Below are 13,951 nucleotides of genomic sequence, written 5' to 3' on the forward strand. Positions count from 1 at the left end.
GGTGATTCCCGTGATCGGGCCTCATTCCACAAGGCACAACTGTATAAGAGCCTGAGCTCAGCGGTCAAAATCAGCAGCGCGCGCCGTCGTCGGGCATTGTGCCCTCCACCAGGAAGCCATCCACGATGTTGTCGATGCAGGAGCCGGCGCGGCCATAGGCCGTGTGGCCTTCTCCCTCCCAGGTGACGTGGACGGCCGATTCGAGCTGCTCAGCCAGGGCCACCGACCATTCGTAAGGAGTAGCCGGGTCGCCGGTTGTTCCGATCACGAGGATGGGCGGCGCGCCCGGAGCGCTCACGGGTGCAGGCTCATGGACCGGCTTATGCGGCCAGTTCTCGCAGGACACTGCTCCGTAGCTCAGGTACTCGCCGAACACCGGGGACAGCTTCTCCAGCTCTGCCGCCTGTTGGTCCATCTCCGCGGGTTCCGCGGACATCGGGTAGTCCAGGCAGTTGATGGCGGTGAAGGCTGCCGATGAGTTGTTGGAGTAGGTTCCGTCCTGCTCGCGTCCGGCGCTGAGATCAGCGATCCGGAGAATGTCGCTTGGATCGCCCTGCAGCACCCGGGTAAGTGCGCCGGTGAGCGCAGGCCAGCTCTTGCTCTCGTACAGCGGATACACGAATCCCTGGAATAGCGTGCCTACCGTCACGAGCCGGCCGTCATTGGCGGTCATGGGGCTCTCTTCCACCGACTCGAACAGTTCGTCGACGACGGCGACGCCCTCCTCCACGTCTCCCGGCAGGGGACACTCGCTGCTTGTCTGGCAGTCGGCGACGTAGCTGCGCAGCGCCGCATCGAAGCCGCGCACCTGGCCTTCCGTGATCTCCGCGGCGCTGAGGGACGGATCCATTGCGCCGTCGAGCACGAAGCGTCCCACCTTCTCGGGGAAGAGGCCGGCATACGTTGCTCCCAGCATGGTTCCGTAGGAGAAGCCCATGTAGTTCAGCTTCTCGTCACCCACCAGTGCGCGGAGGATATCGAGGTCTTTCGTTGCGCTGACGGTGTCCACGTAGGCGAGCACTTCGCCGGTCCGCTCAGCGCACAGCTGGGCGAACTCCGCGGAATCCGCCTCGAGGATTTCGAGCGCTTCAGCGTCCGTGGCGTCCGGCGGGAACGTTTCTTCGCGCGCCTTGTCGCGCTCCTCATCCGTCAGGCACTCCACGGGCGCCGATCGCTGCACCCCCCGGGGATCGAAGCCGACCAGATCGTAGGACTGACGGAGCAGGCCGCTGAACTTCTGGGATCCCAACTGGACCAGGTCGTAGCCCGACACGCCGGGGCCGCCGGGATTCACCAGCAGGGAACCCTGAGCGTCACCCGAGGACTCCAACCGGACGGCGGCAATCTCGATCGACTCCCGGCCCGGGTCGTTGTAATCCAGCGGCACCTCAACGTTGGCGCAGGTGAAGCCGTCCTCGCATTCCTCCCAGGTGACTTCCTGCTCGTAGAACTCGCGGAGGTTCTGAGGCACTTCACCGATAGCCTCAGGTGGAGCGGTAGCCGTGCCGGTGTCCGCTCCGCCCGGCACGCAGCCGGACAGCAGCAAACCGACGACGGCGGCGGCGACCACCCCGCGCGGGGCGCGGAGGCGTCCGGGGGAAGATGCAGTCACGAAGAGTAGTCCTTTTCGGGCAGCAGGCTCACGGCCATCGCTTCAATGGCCAGCAAAGGGGCAACATTGGATCCAACGATCCGCGTGCGCACTTTGTTGATGGCTTCAATACGGTCCAGTGTCTGCTCGGGAGTGCCGTGCTCTGCGTACCGCTCGAGTTCAGGCCGCAGCGGTTCATTGACCAGATGCCCCGAGGCGCCGAGCTGCAGCATGAGCACGTCCCGGTAGAACGAAGTGAGATCGGTGAGCGCACGATCGAAGTAGTCGTTCTTCGACCTCTTGGCCCGACGGCTCTGCTCTTCTTCGAGTCTTTTCACCTGGGCGCGGATGGCCGGCGGGAGGGTGCCGGACTCGGGCGCGCCGAGGGAGACCAGCAGGGCGGCCTTCTCTTCGGCGTCGCGCTGTTCGAAGGAACTCTGCGCTTCCGCTTCTGCGAGCTTCACAAGGTCTGCTGCAGCGCGCATCGCTCCGGCAACGTTGCGAAGATTGAGAGGCAGTCGAACAATCTGGTTCCTGCGCTCCCTGGCCTCCTGATCGGTGGCAAGGCGCTTCGCCACGCCGATGTGGCTCTGGGCAGCGCGCGCGGCGGCCTCGGCGACAATCGGATCGATTCCGTCGCGTTGCACGAGCAGGTCCGTGACGGCCTCGACCGGGGGAAGGCGAAGGCTGACGGAGCGGCACCGCGAGCGGATAGTCACCAACACGTCCCCAGGGCTTGGCGCACAGAGCAGCCAGACGGTGCGCGGCGGCGGCTCCTCGATCGCCTTGAGCAGCACGTTGGTGCTGCGCTCCTGCATCCGGTCGGCGTCCTCGACGATGATGACGCGCCAGCGGCCGGTCGCAGGTTTGTCCTGTGCCTTCCGCACCAGCTCCCGAGCCTCGTCAATGCTGATCGTGACTTTCTCGGTTGTCACATTGGTGATGTCCGCATGCGACCCGGCCAGCGCCGTCGTACAGGACTTGCACGTCCCGCAGCCGCGTTCGGCTCGGTCCTCGCGGTCGCACAGCAGAGCGGCGGCGAAGGCGCGCGCCGCGTTGGAGCGCCCGGACCCCGGCGGTCCGGTGAAGAGCCAGGCGTGGCTCGGCTGTTCGGCTGTGGCGGCGCGGCGCAGCTGTTCAACCGCCGCCGCCTGGCCGGTAAGGAAAGTCCAGACGCTCATGCCAGGCGTTCCTTCACCGCACCCGCGATCGCTGCAGCCAGAAGGTCCACGGGTTCGGATGCATCGAGCACCAGGTACTGGGAAGGATCCGACGCCGCGCGCTCCCGGAACGCCGCGCGGATTTGCTCATGGAAGGAGTCGGGCTCGGATTCCATCCGGTCCTCCGCCTCGGCTGTGGAGGTCCTGCGGCCGCGGCCCTCGAAGGGATCCACGTCCAGCAGCACGGTCAGATCCGGCCGGAGCCCCTCGACTGCCCAAAGATTGATGTCCAGAACACTGGCCGCACCGAGGCCACGCCCTACGCCCTGGTAGGCCACAGAGGAATCGATGTAGCGGTCGCAGATGACGACGTCGCCACGCTCCAGCGCGGGCAGGATCACCTGATGGACGTGGGCAGCGCGCGAGGCCGCGAAGATCAGGGCCTCAGTTCGCGCATCGATGTGTCCGTGTCCGTGCTCCAGCACCAGCGAGCGCAGCTTCTCGCCGATCTCGGTGCCGCCGGGCTCACGGGTGCGTACCACCGTGTGGCCCTGGGACTCAAGCTCCCTTGCCAGCCGCCCCGCCTGCGTTGACTTGCCGGCGCTGTCTCCACCCTCAAAGGCAATGAAGAACCCTGGGGACTGGCGGGGAGTGTTGGTCACTGGATCAGCCTACCGACTCCCGCTGACACTCCGCTCCGGGGCTTACCCGATGTGGACGGCTCAGTGGACAGTGCGGCGGACGGCAGGGGACAGTGCAGTCACGGTTCTGATTCCGGGATGCACGCGCCGTACCCTAATTCCATGACCGACCTGAGCGGACACTCCGCCCACCTTGCCCCCGACACGCTGACCGTGGCCGCCGGCCGCCCGCCTCGGGAGCACGATTCTCCGGTCAATGCACCGATCGTCCTCTCCTCCACCTTCCATGAGACGGTGGCCCCCACGAGTGCCGACCGCATCTACGCCCGGATGTCCAACCCCACCTGGGACCCCTTCGAGGAGGCGCTCGGCCAGCTCGAGGGCGCATCCCTGCCGGCGCTGGCTTTCGCCTCCGGACTGGGGGCAGCAGCGGCCGCACTGTCGCTCGTGCCCACGGGCGGCGTCGTCGTTATCCCACGCCACGCCTACGGTGGGTCCGTCTCGCTCGCGCTCGCAGAGGAAGCCCGCGGACGGTTCTCGGTTCGGCAAGTGGACATCGCGGACACCGCTCAGGTGCTTGCGCAGCTCAATGGCGCCAGCATGCTCTGGCTCGAAAGCCCCACCAATCCCATGCTCGAGGTGGCCGAGACGGCCGTCCTCGCCGACGCGGCGCACGCCGCCGGAGCCGTCGTCGTCGTCGACAACACCTTCAACACCCCGCTGGTGTGCCGGCCGCTAGACTACGGTGCCGACGTCGTACTCCACTCGGTGACCAAATACCTGGCCGGCCATTCCGACGTCGTTCTTGGCGCGCTGGTAACCTCCGACGCCGAGCTGCGCACAAAGCTCACCACCCACCGCACCCTGCATGGAGCGATCGCCGGGCCGTTCGAGGTCTGGCTGGCGCTGCGCGGCCTGCGCACCCTAGCCCTGCGGATGGAGCGCAGCCAGTCCAACGCCCTGGAGCTCGCACGCCGCCTGCAGGCACACCCTGCAGTGGAGCTCGTGCGCTATCCGGGCCTCCCCGAGGATCCCGGACATGAGCGGGCCACAGCCCAGCTCAAGGGATATGGCGGAATTATCAGCATCGAGACCGCCGGTGGGCGGGAAGCTGCCGACGCGCTCGTTGCGGCCGTCCGGATCTGGCTGCCGGCCACCTCGCTGGGAGGGGTTGAGTCACTCATTGAACGACGACGGCGCCAGCCCGGCGAGCCGCTCACAGTCCCGGAGGCGCTCGTCCGCCTTTCTGTCGGAATCGAGAATGTCGAGGATCTGTGGGCAGACCTCGACCAGGCACTCACGTCAGTGGGCCGCTAGCCGTTAGGCTTGAGCAGTGGAGATTGTGCTGTTCACCGAGTTCTGGCTGTACAAGGGTCTTGCCCTGCTCGCGCTGGGCATTGAACTGTGGGCGCTTTCAGACTGCGCCCGGCGCAATCCTGCGTCCTTCGAAGCAACGTTTAAGCGCACCAAGGGTTTCTGGCTGGGCATGACCGGCGGTGCGGCTGCCGTCGGTGCGCTGACTGCCTGGGCTGGCGGCGTGGGCCTGTTCGGCCTCCTACAGCTCGCAGCCATCATCGCGGCCTCGGTGTATCTCGCCGACGTCAAGCCTGCCGTCAGTGAAGTTCAGGGGAGCGGCGGCCCCTACGGCCCCTGGTGATTCCCTGGCCCGGCGCGGTGATCGCTAGCCCGGCGCTACGGCCGGCCAGGCGACGGTAATCTCGCCCAGGCGCCACCGCGACGGTCCGTCAAGGATTGGCCAGCCCGCCGCAACCATCGCCGCACACATCCCCAGCCAGCGCTGGCGGTTCCCGAAGGATCCCAACGGCGCGGCGTCGAGCCAGCACCGGTCGAGGCTCTGCAGGTAGTCGAACACACGCTCACCCGGCACGTTGCGGTGGATCAGCGCTTTCGGCAGGCGCTCAGCCACATCCGAGGGAAGGTCGAACGCCCCGAATCGCAGCGAGATACTCAAAGACAGCGGGCCGTCGGCATCGATCGCTGCCCAGGTTGCCCGCCGGCCTATCTCGTCGCAGGTGCCGTCGATGAAAAGTCCGTCCGGAGCCAGACGACTGCGCACCCGGTCCCAGTGGGCCTGGTACTCGTCCTCGCCGTACTGGCGCAGGACATTGAACGCACGCACGACGACGGGGCGCCGCCCCTCAAGCGGCAACTCGAACCCGCCCTGGACAAACCGCAGCCTCGGGCGCTCGAGCGGGCGAGCGGCGCTGACGCGGGCGGGGTCGATCTCGACGCCCACCACCTCGACGTCGCCGCGAACCTTCCGCAGGCGGGTGAACAGCTCGACGGCGGTCACCGGCATCGCGCCGTAACCCAGGTCCACCACGAGAGGGTCGGAAGCGGATCGGATGCGCCACCGTTGCGGCCCAACTAGCCAACGGTCCATCCGCCGGAGCCTGTTGGGGTTGGTGGTACCGCGGGTGATTGCTCCCACCGGCTTCGCGGTTCTTCCTCCAGGCACTGTTTCAGTCTGCCGTATGCCGCCTGCCGCGGGTAACGAAGCGTCCCAATCTCCAACACGTGTGCCCCGGGACGTTCGGATACGGCAGACTAAAGCCATGACTTCTCACAAACTGATCCTGCTTCGCCATGGCCAAAGCGAGTGGAACGAAAAGAACCTGTTCACGGGCTGGGTTGACGTGGCGCTGACCGAACTCGGCCGCAAGGAAGCCGTGCGGGGCGGTGAGCTCCTGGTTGAGCACGATGTCCTCCCCGACATCGTGTACACCTCACGCCAGAAGCGGGCCATCGTCACCGCGAACCTGGCGCTTGAGGCAGCCGACCGGAGCTGGATCGACGTGAAGCGCAACTGGCGCCTGAACGAACGCCACTACGGCGCCCTGCAGGGCAAGGACAAGGCGCAGACCCTCGCAGAGTTCGGCGAAGAGCAGTTCATGGAGTGGCGCCGTTCCTACGACACCCCGCCGCCGCCGCTCGACGACTCAAGCGAGTACTCACAGGCCAACGATCCCCGCTACGCAGACCTGGGCGAAAACATCCCTCGCACCGAATGCCTCAAGGATGTCCTCGAGCGCTTCCTGCCGTACTGGGAATCGGACATCAGCGCAGATATCCGGGCAGGCAAGACTGTCCTGATCGCCGCGCACGGTAACTCCCTGCGCGCGCTGGTCAAGCACCTGGACGGCATCAGCGATGCCGACATCGCCTCCCTCAACATCCCCACCGGCATCCCGCTGGTGTACGAACTGGACGAGGACCTCAAGCCCGTCAAGGCCGGTGGCACTTATCTCGATGCCGAGGCCGCCGCTGCGGCCATCCAGGCAGTGGCAAACCAAGGCAAGGCAAGCACTGCCAAGCACTGACAAGCAGGAGCTAGCACTCAAGAACGACGACGGCGGCCGGCGTCCCGGGAAGGGGAGCCGGCCGCCGTCGTTATTTGCGGGGAACCCGCGGATCAGTTGCCTGCCCGGTGTCAGTTGAGGGGCGCGCTGGGCTGCCACTCACCGGTCACGAGGTAGGTGACCTTGCGTGCCACCGATACTCCATGGTCAGCGAAGCGCTCGAAGTAGCGGCTCGCAAGGGTGACATCGACGGTGGTAGGGGCTGAGGCGTTCCAGTCCGCAGCTGCCACCGACTTGAACACTCCCGCGTGCAGTTCATTGATCCGCGCGTTATGAGCGTAGATCTCGTTGCTCAGCTGGAGGTTCCGGGTTTCGAGGAGCTCCGTCACCTTGTTGGCGATTGCAATGTCCAGTTGAGCCATCTCCTGGAACGTAGGGCGGATCCCCTCGGGAACCACGTTGTCCGGGAAACGGAGGCGGGCAAGCTGGGCGATGTGGCGGGCGAGGTCTCCCATGCGCTCGAGCGACGCGCTCATGCGAAGGGCTCCCACGATCATGCGGAGGTCGCTGGCTACCGGACCCTGCAGGGCGAGTACGTCGATGGCGCGCTCATCCAAGTCGTTCTGCAGGAAGTCGATGCGGGCGTCGGCGGCGATGACCTCCTGGGCAAGCTCGGTGTCTGCAGCTTCGAAAGCGTTGGACGCCTTCTGCATAGCCTCCGAGACCAGCTTGGAAATCTCGATGAGCTCTTCACCGATGTGGTGAAGCTCCGCCTGAAAAACCTTACGCACGTGGGCGTCCTTTCCCTATGAGGTGCTGAGCGGGCGCAGATGCGCAGTCCTGCTCAGCACGTTTTCAGTTGGCCCTTAACTGTTACGCATCTTTAGGTGAACGTTAGTTGAACCACTGGTCCATTGCCACCGGATCAACGGGGGGCGCCGAAACCACGGCCTAAGCTAGATTCGTGGATCCTGTACTGCTGACCCTCATCGCGGGCCTGATCGGCCTCGCAATCGGCGTCGCCGGGATGCTGGCGTTTCGCGCCAGCGAGGCTCAGCACCGCGCGCGGCTGGATGCAGATGAGCCCATTCTGCCGAAGGGGGCCGCTGACGTGCTGTCCGTCGTCGGACGCGCCTACGTCATTGTGGACGGGATCGACGGCGTTGTCCGCGCCAGCCCTGCCGCCTACGCTTTCGGCCTTGTTCGGGGCCACACCGTTGTGCACCGCGAACTCCTCGAACTGACTGCACGTGTCCGCAGGGACGGTGTCATTGAGGAACACCAGTTGGAGTTGCCGCGCGGTCCGCTAGGGCAGGGAACCATCATTGTGCAGGCCCGGGTGGCCGCCCTCGGCGAAGAGTACATCCTGATCCTCGCGGACGACCGCACCGAGATCACCCGCACCGAGGAGATCCGCAACGACTTCGTCGCCAACGTCTCACACGAACTGAAAACCCCGGTCGGCGCCATCTCGCTGCTCGCCGAAGCGCTCGACGACGCTGCTTCCGACGAAGTGGCTGTCCGCCGGTTCGCGCAACGCATGCATAAGGAGTCAGCACGCCTCTCCGCCCTGGTCCAGGACATCATCGAGCTTTCGCGGCTGCAGGGAACCGACGTCGTACAGCGCGGGAAGCCGGTCGACATCAACGCCGTCATCGCCGAGGCGGTGGACCGCAACAAGTTGCCGGCTGAAAGCAAGCGCATCGAGATCGTGGTCGGGGGCAAGATCGAGACGCCGGTCTACGGCGACGCCGACCTCCTGATGACCGCGTTCCGGAACCTGATCGACAACGCCATCCGCTACTCGCCGGAGGGCACGCGGGTGGGCGTGGGGTTGCGCTCACGGGACGGACTCGCGCAGATTTCGGTGACCGACCAGGGCCTGGGAATCACGCCGGAGGAACAGGAGCGCATTTTCGAGCGTTTCTATCGCATCGACGCCGCCCGTTCCCGGCAGACCGGCGGCACCGGGCTCGGCTTGAGCATTGTGAAGCACGTGGTCTCCAACCACGGCGGTGAGGTGACGGTGTGGTCGCAGCACGGCCAGGGCAGCACGTTCACGGTCCGGCTTCCCGAAATGGAAGCCGCTGAAGAGGACGTGCCCGTTGAGCCCGCCGGAAATGTCGAGAAGTCGGCCCACGGGGCCAGGAGGCACGAGAGTGCTCGAAGTTAATGAGGGGCTGCAGGTCCCAGGAGCAAGGAGTGAAAGCGTGAGTCGAATCCTTATCGTTGAGGACGAGGAGTCTTTCAGCGACCCCCTGTCCTACTTGCTGGGCAAGGAGGGGTTTGACGCCGTCGTCGTCGATAACGGTCTTGATGCGCTCACGGAGTTCGACCGCGCGGGCGCCGACCTGGTGCTGCTCGATCTACAGTTGCCCGGTCTTTCGGGAACCGAGGTGTGCCGGCAGTTGCGTCAGCGTTCCGCGGTGCCGGTGATCATGCTGACGGCGAAGGATTCGGAGATCGACAAGGTGGTGGGCCTCGAGCTCGGCGCCGATGACTACGTGACCAAACCGTACTCCTCAAGGGAGCTCGTGGCCCGCGTACGCGCTGTCCTCCGCAGGCAGGGCGAACCGGAAGAACTGGTCTCAAGCACGGTAGCGGCTGGTCCGGTCCGTATGGACGTCGAACGCCATGTGGTGAGTGTCAACGGTGAGCAGGTTTCGCTTCCGCTCAAGGAGTTCGAACTGCTGGAGATGCTGCTGCGCAACTCGGGCCGAGTCCTCACCCGCGGGCAGCTCATCGACAGGGTTTGGGGATCGGACTATGTCGGCGACACCAAGACGCTTGATGTTCACGTGAAGCGCCTGCGCGGAAAGATCGAGCCGGACCCCTCGGCGCCGCGGCACCTCGTGACCGTGCGCGGGCTTGGGTACAAGTACGAGCCCTGACAGGCGGCCCCTGATAGGGGTAAGCGAGGGGCCGCCGGGGTAAGCAAAAGGCCGCCGCACTGGTTTTGGAACCTGCGCGGCGGCCTTTCTCATGCGTTGGTCTTGTTAGTGCCCAGCTTCTTCCGCGCCTGCCCCTTCCGAGGGCGAGGGCGAAGGTGAAGGCTCGGGGGTGAAGCCGCCGGGAACGTACTCGCGGTACTCCTCGAGGGTTCCGTCCAGCACAGGCACTCGGAAGGTGGCGTTCTCTGAGTTCACGCTGAACTCGAGGTCCACGAGTGAGCCGGGGATCTCGCTGATTCCAGCCAGCGTGCTGTCGTCGCCCGTCTCCTCTTCGAAGACGTACTTGTCATTCGCGTCGATGGTGATCTGCGCGTCCTCGTTCTCCCCGCTGATGGTCACCTGAACAGGGGAGTCGGATTCGTTGAAGAGCGTGCCTAGGAGTGCGCCCGGCTCGCCCTCGTCGGAGGTGACGATAAGGATGTTGCGCAGCAGTACCGGCCCGACCTGCTCCACGATCCCGTCGGAGGCGGAGTACTCAAGGGTGGTGGCCTGCAGGCTTGTCGCTGAGCAGCCGGTTGCTCCAAGGAGGGCCAGCACAGCAGTTCCGGCTACTGCCAGCTGTACTCGGTTCTTCGGGGCACTCTTCACGGCAATGACTCCTGGGGTAGCTGGTCTGGTGATAGCTGGTCTTCGGTAGCGGAGCCGGGCACCTAGTCATGGGACCCAAGCACATCGCCGAGCACAAGCCTATCGGCATCCAGGCCGTTTAACGGACTTCGTAACGCGCCCCACACCCGCGCGAAGCATCAAATTCACCCTGCGTCAAGAGCGGAATGATAGCCAATTGATCGGCGTTCGGCCCGCTGACCTGCGAAAACGCGTAATGGGCGTGTCGTTTTCGTGATAAACTCGTCTGCGGGAAAGGGGAATATCCACATGGTTTTTGAGGTCGGCGAAACAGTTGTTTACCCTCACCACGGCGCAGCCAAGATCGAAGAGATCAAGATGCGCGTTATCAAGGGCGAAGAGAAGATGTATCTCAAGCTCAAGGTGGCTCAGGGTGATCTGACCATTGAAGTGCCAGCAGAGAACGTTGACCTCGTTGGGGTACGCGATGTTGTGGGCAAGGAGGGCCTTGAGCACGTATTCGACGTTCTCCGGGCCGAATTCACCGAAGAGCCCACCAACTGGTCGCGCCGCTACAAGGCCAACCTGGAAAAGCTTGCTTCCGGTGACGTCATCAAGGTAGCCGAAGTGGTTCGGGACCTGTGGCGCAGGGATCACGACCGCGGGTTGTCCGCCGGAGAGAAGCGCATGCTTGCCAAGGCGCGTCAGATCCTTATCTCGGAACTCGCTCTCGCTGAGAAGACAGACGAGGAAAAGGCAGCCACCGTACTCGACGAGGTACTCGCCTCGTAGGAAGCAAAAGGACCGCAAACAGCGGTCCTTTTCCTTTTTCGGGCCAGGAAGTGCTCGGCTTCCGGAAGTGGTCGCGTGAGTTTGGCGGCAGGCAGCTTCACGTAGGGTGATGCTGTGTCTGTAGATCCTTCACGCGTTGGTGTCATCGTTGTTGCCGCGGGAGCCGGTGAGCGCCTTGGCCGCGGCATTCCGAAGGCGCTCGTCCGCTGTGCGGGTCGTACTCTGCTGGAACATGCCCTCGATGGTCTGCTCGCCTCTGGGGCAGCCGAGCATGTTCGCGTTGTAGTACCTCGTGGTGATACTGAGCTGCGCGCCATCCTGGCGGCCGGGCCTGCGCGGTATCAGCGGGTCGAAGCGGTCGACGGCGGCGCAAGCCGGCCGGAATCCGTGCACGCCGGTCTAGACGCACTGCCGGACCACGTGGACATCGCGCTTGTTCACGACGCCGCCCGGGCGCTTACTCCGCCGTCCGTGTTCCAGGCGGTGGCGCGAACCGTGGCAGAGGGGGCAGCCGCCGTCGTACCCGCAATTCCGGTCTCCGACACCATCAAGGTCGTGGAGGGAAACAGGGTGACGGCAACACCGGACCGTGCGTCGTTGCGAGCTATCCAGACTCCACAGGGTTTTGATGCGCAGACGCTGCGCCGCGCCCACGCCGAGCAGGACAGGTATGGCGTGATTACCGACGACGCAATGCTGGTCGAGTCAATGGGCATTCCGGTAACGGTCACCGAGGGTGATCCGCTCGCATTCAAGGTGACCATGCCTCACGACCTGATGCTCGCCGAGGCCCTCGTCCGGCAGGCACAGGAAGTGCAGGCTGAGGCAGTGCAAGCAGGCAATCCAGCACAGGAACCAGCAGAGGATGCAGCCAAATGACCAGCTCGTTTTTGCGCAACTTCCCACGCACGGGCATCGGCGTGGACGTGCATGCCTTCGCCGCTGATGATCAGGCGCGTGTGCTGTGGCTCGCCGGGCTGGAATGGCCGGGAGAGCGAGGACTGGCGGGGCACTCCGACGGCGATGCGGTGGCGCATGCGGCGGCCGATGCCCTCTTTTCCGCGTCGGGCACCGGCGACCTCGGCAGCAACTTTGGTACGGACCGCCCCGAGTATGCCGGCGCCTCGGGCATCACGCTGCTGACTGAAGCAGCGCGCATTGTCCGCGAGGCGGGGTACGAGATCGGGAATGTGGCGGTGCAGCTTGTGGGCAACCGGCCGCGGTTCTCCTCGCGCCGGGCAGAGGCGGAGGCAGTATTGACCGAAGCGGTAGAGGCTCCCGTAACGGTATCGGCGACCACCAGCGACGGTCTGGGCTTCACGGGCAGGGGGGAAGGAATCGCGGCGATCGCAACCGCCGTCGTCGTACCTGTGGAGAACCGAACGCACTGATTCCCCCTCCCCACGCATAGAGACGTGGCGCCCAGCATGCATTGGGTACGCTGGATCGGTGAGCCTGAGATTCTATGACACCGCCACGGCCGAAGTCCGTGAGTTCACTCCCGTGCAGGCTGGACACGCGCGGGTCTACTACTGCGGCGCCACGGTGCAGGGGATGCCGCACGTGGGGCATGTCCGCTCGGCCATCGCATTCGACCAGCTCACACGCTGGCTCAGGGTCCGCGGCTTCGACGTCACCGTAGTCCGCAACGTGACCGACATCGATGACAAGATCCTCGCCAAGTCCCAGGCATCCTTCGAGGGGCAGTTGGATGACGCCGACGCGGTGCCTAATGAACCCTGGTGGGCGCTGGCCTACCGCTACGAGCAGGAGTTCCTTAAGGCCTACGACACCCTGGGTGTGCAGCGGCCCACCTATGAACCGCGGGCTACCGGGCACATCCCCGAGATGCACCAACTCATCCAGCAACTCATCGACCGCGGCCACGCCTACGCAGCCCCTGACGGCTCGGGAGACGTGTACTTCGATGTACGCTCCTGGCCCGCCTACGGCAGCCTCACCCGCCAAAGCATCGACGACATGCAGGCAGCCCCCGACGTCGAAGCCCAGTTCGTCAGCCGGAAGCGGGATCCGCGCGACTTCGCCCTTTGGAAGGGCTGGAAAGAGGGCGAGCCCGCTACCGCCGCCTGGCCGAGTCCGTGGGGGCCCGGACGTCCGGGCTGGCACCTCGAGTGTTCGGCGATGGTCACCAAGTACCTCGGGACCGAATTCGACATCCACGGCGGCGGCCTCGACCTCCGCTTCCCCCACCACGAAAACGAGATGGCCCAGTCGCAGGCGGCCGGCCACCCGTTCGCCCGGTTCTGGATGCATAACGGCATGGTTACCTACGAGGGCGAGAAGATGTCCAAGTCGGTGGGCAACACCATCAGCCCGGCCGAGATGCTGCAGCTCGCCAGCCCCCGGGTGGTGCGGTACTACCTCGGCCAGGCGCATTACCGCTCCGTGCTCGACTACCGGCCCACCTCCCTGCAGGAGGCTGCTGCCGCCGTCGAACGCATCGACGGTTTCCTTGAGAAGGCTGAGCCTGCCGGCGCGAAGGTGAGCTGGGAAAACCTTCCGGAGGCTTTCGCCACTGCGATGGATGACGACCTCAATGTCCCAAGGGCGCTGGCTTCCCTTCACGAGACGGTGCGGGCGGGCAATTCTGCCCTGGCGGCGAACGACGACGACGGCGCCGCCCGCGCCGCTGCAGCAGTCCGTGCCATGACGGCTGCCCTGGGCCTGGACGACACCGCTGACAGGGGGACCGGCATTGACGGGCCGGAGCACGCGGCCCTGGATTTCCTGATCCGCTCGCAGCTCAACGAGCGCGCAGAAGCCCGTGCCGCAAAGGACTGGGCAAGGGCCGACGCAATCCGGGACGTGCTGGCCGGGGCCGGCGTCGTCGTCGAGGATTCAGCGGAAGGCGCACGCTGGACGCTGGCACGGGACTGAAGCCGGTGCCGGGACCGGCACGGAAATCGAG

The 13,951-nt window shown here is 65.3% G+C and carries 15 protein-coding genes; 9 read left to right on the forward strand and 6 right to left on the reverse strand.

Features of this window, described 5'->3' with window-relative positions:
* Nucleotides 1-70: 70 nt before the first annotated feature.
* Genes GC088_RS02050 through tmk form a run of 3 tightly spaced genes read right to left on the reverse strand, consistent with a single transcriptional unit; the run spans nucleotide 71 to nucleotide 3,413 of the window.
* Nucleotides 71-1,612, reverse strand: coding sequence for an alpha/beta hydrolase (locus tag GC088_RS02050; RefSeq protein WP_323960258.1), 1,542 nt, complete (start codon nucleotides 1,610-1,612; stop codon nucleotides 71-73).
* A complete protein-coding gene (locus GC088_RS02055) occupies nucleotides 1,609-2,772 on the reverse strand; it encodes a DNA polymerase III subunit delta' (protein WP_323960259.1) in 1,164 nt (387 codons plus the stop codon). Before GC088_RS02055 ends, GC088_RS02050 begins: the two co-directional genes overlap by 4 nt.
* A complete protein-coding gene (gene tmk, locus GC088_RS02060) occupies nucleotides 2,769-3,413 on the reverse strand; it encodes a dTMP kinase (RefSeq protein ID WP_323960260.1) in 645 nt (214 codons plus the stop codon). The genes GC088_RS02055 and tmk overlap by 4 nt, the downstream gene beginning before the upstream one ends.
* 141 nt (nucleotides 3,414-3,554) lie before the next feature.
* Here tmk and GC088_RS02065 point away from each other — a divergent pair, with 141 nt between their 5' ends.
* Nucleotides 3,555-4,709 carry a trans-sulfuration enzyme family protein gene (locus tag GC088_RS02065; protein WP_323960261.1) on the forward strand — a complete coding sequence of 385 codons (1,155 nt, stop codon included), beginning with the start codon at nucleotides 3,555-3,557 and terminating at the stop codon, nucleotides 4,707-4,709.
* Between the two features lie 16 nt (nucleotides 4,710-4,725).
* Entirely contained in the window at nucleotides 4,726-5,049 is a 324-nt protein-coding gene (locus tag GC088_RS02070) for a DUF2516 family protein (protein ID WP_323960262.1), read from the forward strand.
* Between the two features lie 24 nt (nucleotides 5,050-5,073).
* On the opposite strand, the gene GC088_RS02075 is transcribed toward GC088_RS02070, so the two are convergent.
* Entirely contained in the window at nucleotides 5,074-5,871 is a 798-nt protein-coding gene (locus GC088_RS02075; protein ID WP_416377486.1) for a class I SAM-dependent methyltransferase, read from the reverse strand.
* Nucleotides 5,872-5,968: 97 nt separating this feature from the next.
* On the opposite strand from GC088_RS02075, the gene GC088_RS02080 reads away from it, so the two are divergent.
* A complete protein-coding gene (locus tag GC088_RS02080; RefSeq protein ID WP_323960263.1) occupies nucleotides 5,969-6,733 on the forward strand; it encodes a phosphoglyceromutase in 765 nt (254 codons plus the stop codon).
* 110 nt (nucleotides 6,734-6,843) lie between these two features.
* Here the strand turns inward: GC088_RS02080 and phoU are convergent, their stop codons facing one another.
* Nucleotides 6,844-7,503, reverse strand: a complete 660-nt coding sequence (phoU, locus tag GC088_RS02085) for a phosphate signaling complex protein PhoU (protein WP_323960264.1) — start codon at nucleotides 7,501-7,503, stop codon at nucleotides 6,844-6,846.
* 173 nt (nucleotides 7,504-7,676) lie between these two features.
* Here phoU and GC088_RS02090 point away from each other — a divergent pair, with 173 nt between their 5' ends.
* Together GC088_RS02090 and GC088_RS02095 are read left to right on the forward strand one after the other, a co-directional pair.
* The gene (locus GC088_RS02090; RefSeq protein ID WP_323960265.1) at nucleotides 7,677-8,885 is read left to right on the forward strand and encodes a sensor histidine kinase; all 1,209 of its coding nucleotides are present in this window, start codon (nucleotides 7,677-7,679) and stop codon (nucleotides 8,883-8,885) included.
* Nucleotides 8,886-8,922: 37 nt separating this feature from the next.
* Complete coding sequence (locus GC088_RS02095; RefSeq protein WP_323960266.1) at nucleotides 8,923-9,603, forward strand: winged helix-turn-helix domain-containing protein; 681 nt, start codon at nucleotides 8,923-8,925, stop codon at nucleotides 9,601-9,603.
* Between the two features lie 105 nt (nucleotides 9,604-9,708).
* Here GC088_RS02095 and GC088_RS02100 read toward each other — a convergent pair whose 3' ends face one another.
* Nucleotides 9,709-10,251, reverse strand: a complete 543-nt coding sequence (locus tag GC088_RS02100) for a hypothetical protein (protein WP_323960267.1) — start codon at nucleotides 10,249-10,251, stop codon at nucleotides 9,709-9,711.
* Nucleotides 10,252-10,539: 288 nt separating this feature from the next.
* Between GC088_RS02100 and GC088_RS02105 the strand changes: the two genes are divergently transcribed.
* The 4 genes from GC088_RS02105 to cysS all read left to right on the forward strand — a co-directional run bounded on the left by GC088_RS02105 (nucleotide 10,540) and on the right by cysS (nucleotide 13,920).
* Complete coding sequence (locus GC088_RS02105; RefSeq protein WP_056546372.1) at nucleotides 10,540-11,022, forward strand: CarD family transcriptional regulator; 483 nt, start codon at nucleotides 10,540-10,542, stop codon at nucleotides 11,020-11,022.
* Between the two features lie 114 nt (nucleotides 11,023-11,136).
* Nucleotides 11,137-11,901, forward strand: coding sequence for a 2-C-methyl-D-erythritol 4-phosphate cytidylyltransferase (ispD, locus tag GC088_RS02110; protein ID WP_323960268.1), 765 nt, complete (start codon nucleotides 11,137-11,139; stop codon nucleotides 11,899-11,901).
* Nucleotides 11,898-12,413, forward strand: a complete 516-nt coding sequence (gene ispF, locus GC088_RS02115; protein ID WP_323960269.1) for a 2-C-methyl-D-erythritol 2,4-cyclodiphosphate synthase — start codon at nucleotides 11,898-11,900, stop codon at nucleotides 12,411-12,413. Before ispD ends, ispF begins: the two co-directional genes overlap by 4 nt.
* 58 nt (nucleotides 12,414-12,471) lie before the next feature.
* Entirely contained in the window at nucleotides 12,472-13,920 is a 1,449-nt protein-coding gene (gene cysS, locus GC088_RS02120) for a cysteine--tRNA ligase (protein ID WP_323960270.1), read from the forward strand.
* Nucleotides 13,921-13,951 lie beyond the last annotated feature (31 nt).

Origin of the sequence: Arthrobacter sp. JZ12 (assembly GCF_035189165.1) — a bacterium.
Taxonomy (GTDB): Bacteria; Actinomycetota; Actinomycetes; order Actinomycetales; family Micrococcaceae; genus Arthrobacter_D.

What these genes read in the sequence shown, in the direction of transcription:
- GC088_RS02055 (WP_323960259.1), bottom strand. Translation starts at nt 2,772, where the DNA reads ATGAGCGTCTGGACTTTCCTTACCGGCCAGGCGGCGGCGGTTGAACAG.
- GC088_RS02065 (WP_323960261.1), top strand. Translation starts at nt 3,555, where the DNA reads ATGACCGACCTGAGCGGACACTCCGCCCACCTTGCCCCCGACACGCTG.
- GC088_RS02080 (WP_323960263.1), top strand. Translation starts at nt 5,969, where the DNA reads ATGACTTCTCACAAACTGATCCTGCTTCGCCATGGCCAAAGCGAGTGG.
- GC088_RS02105 (WP_056546372.1), top strand. Translation starts at nt 10,540, where the DNA reads ATGGTTTTTGAGGTCGGCGAAACAGTTGTTTACCCTCACCACGGCGCA.
- ispF (WP_323960269.1), top strand. Translation starts at nt 11,898, where the DNA reads ATGACCAGCTCGTTTTTGCGCAACTTCCCACGCACGGGCATCGGCGTG.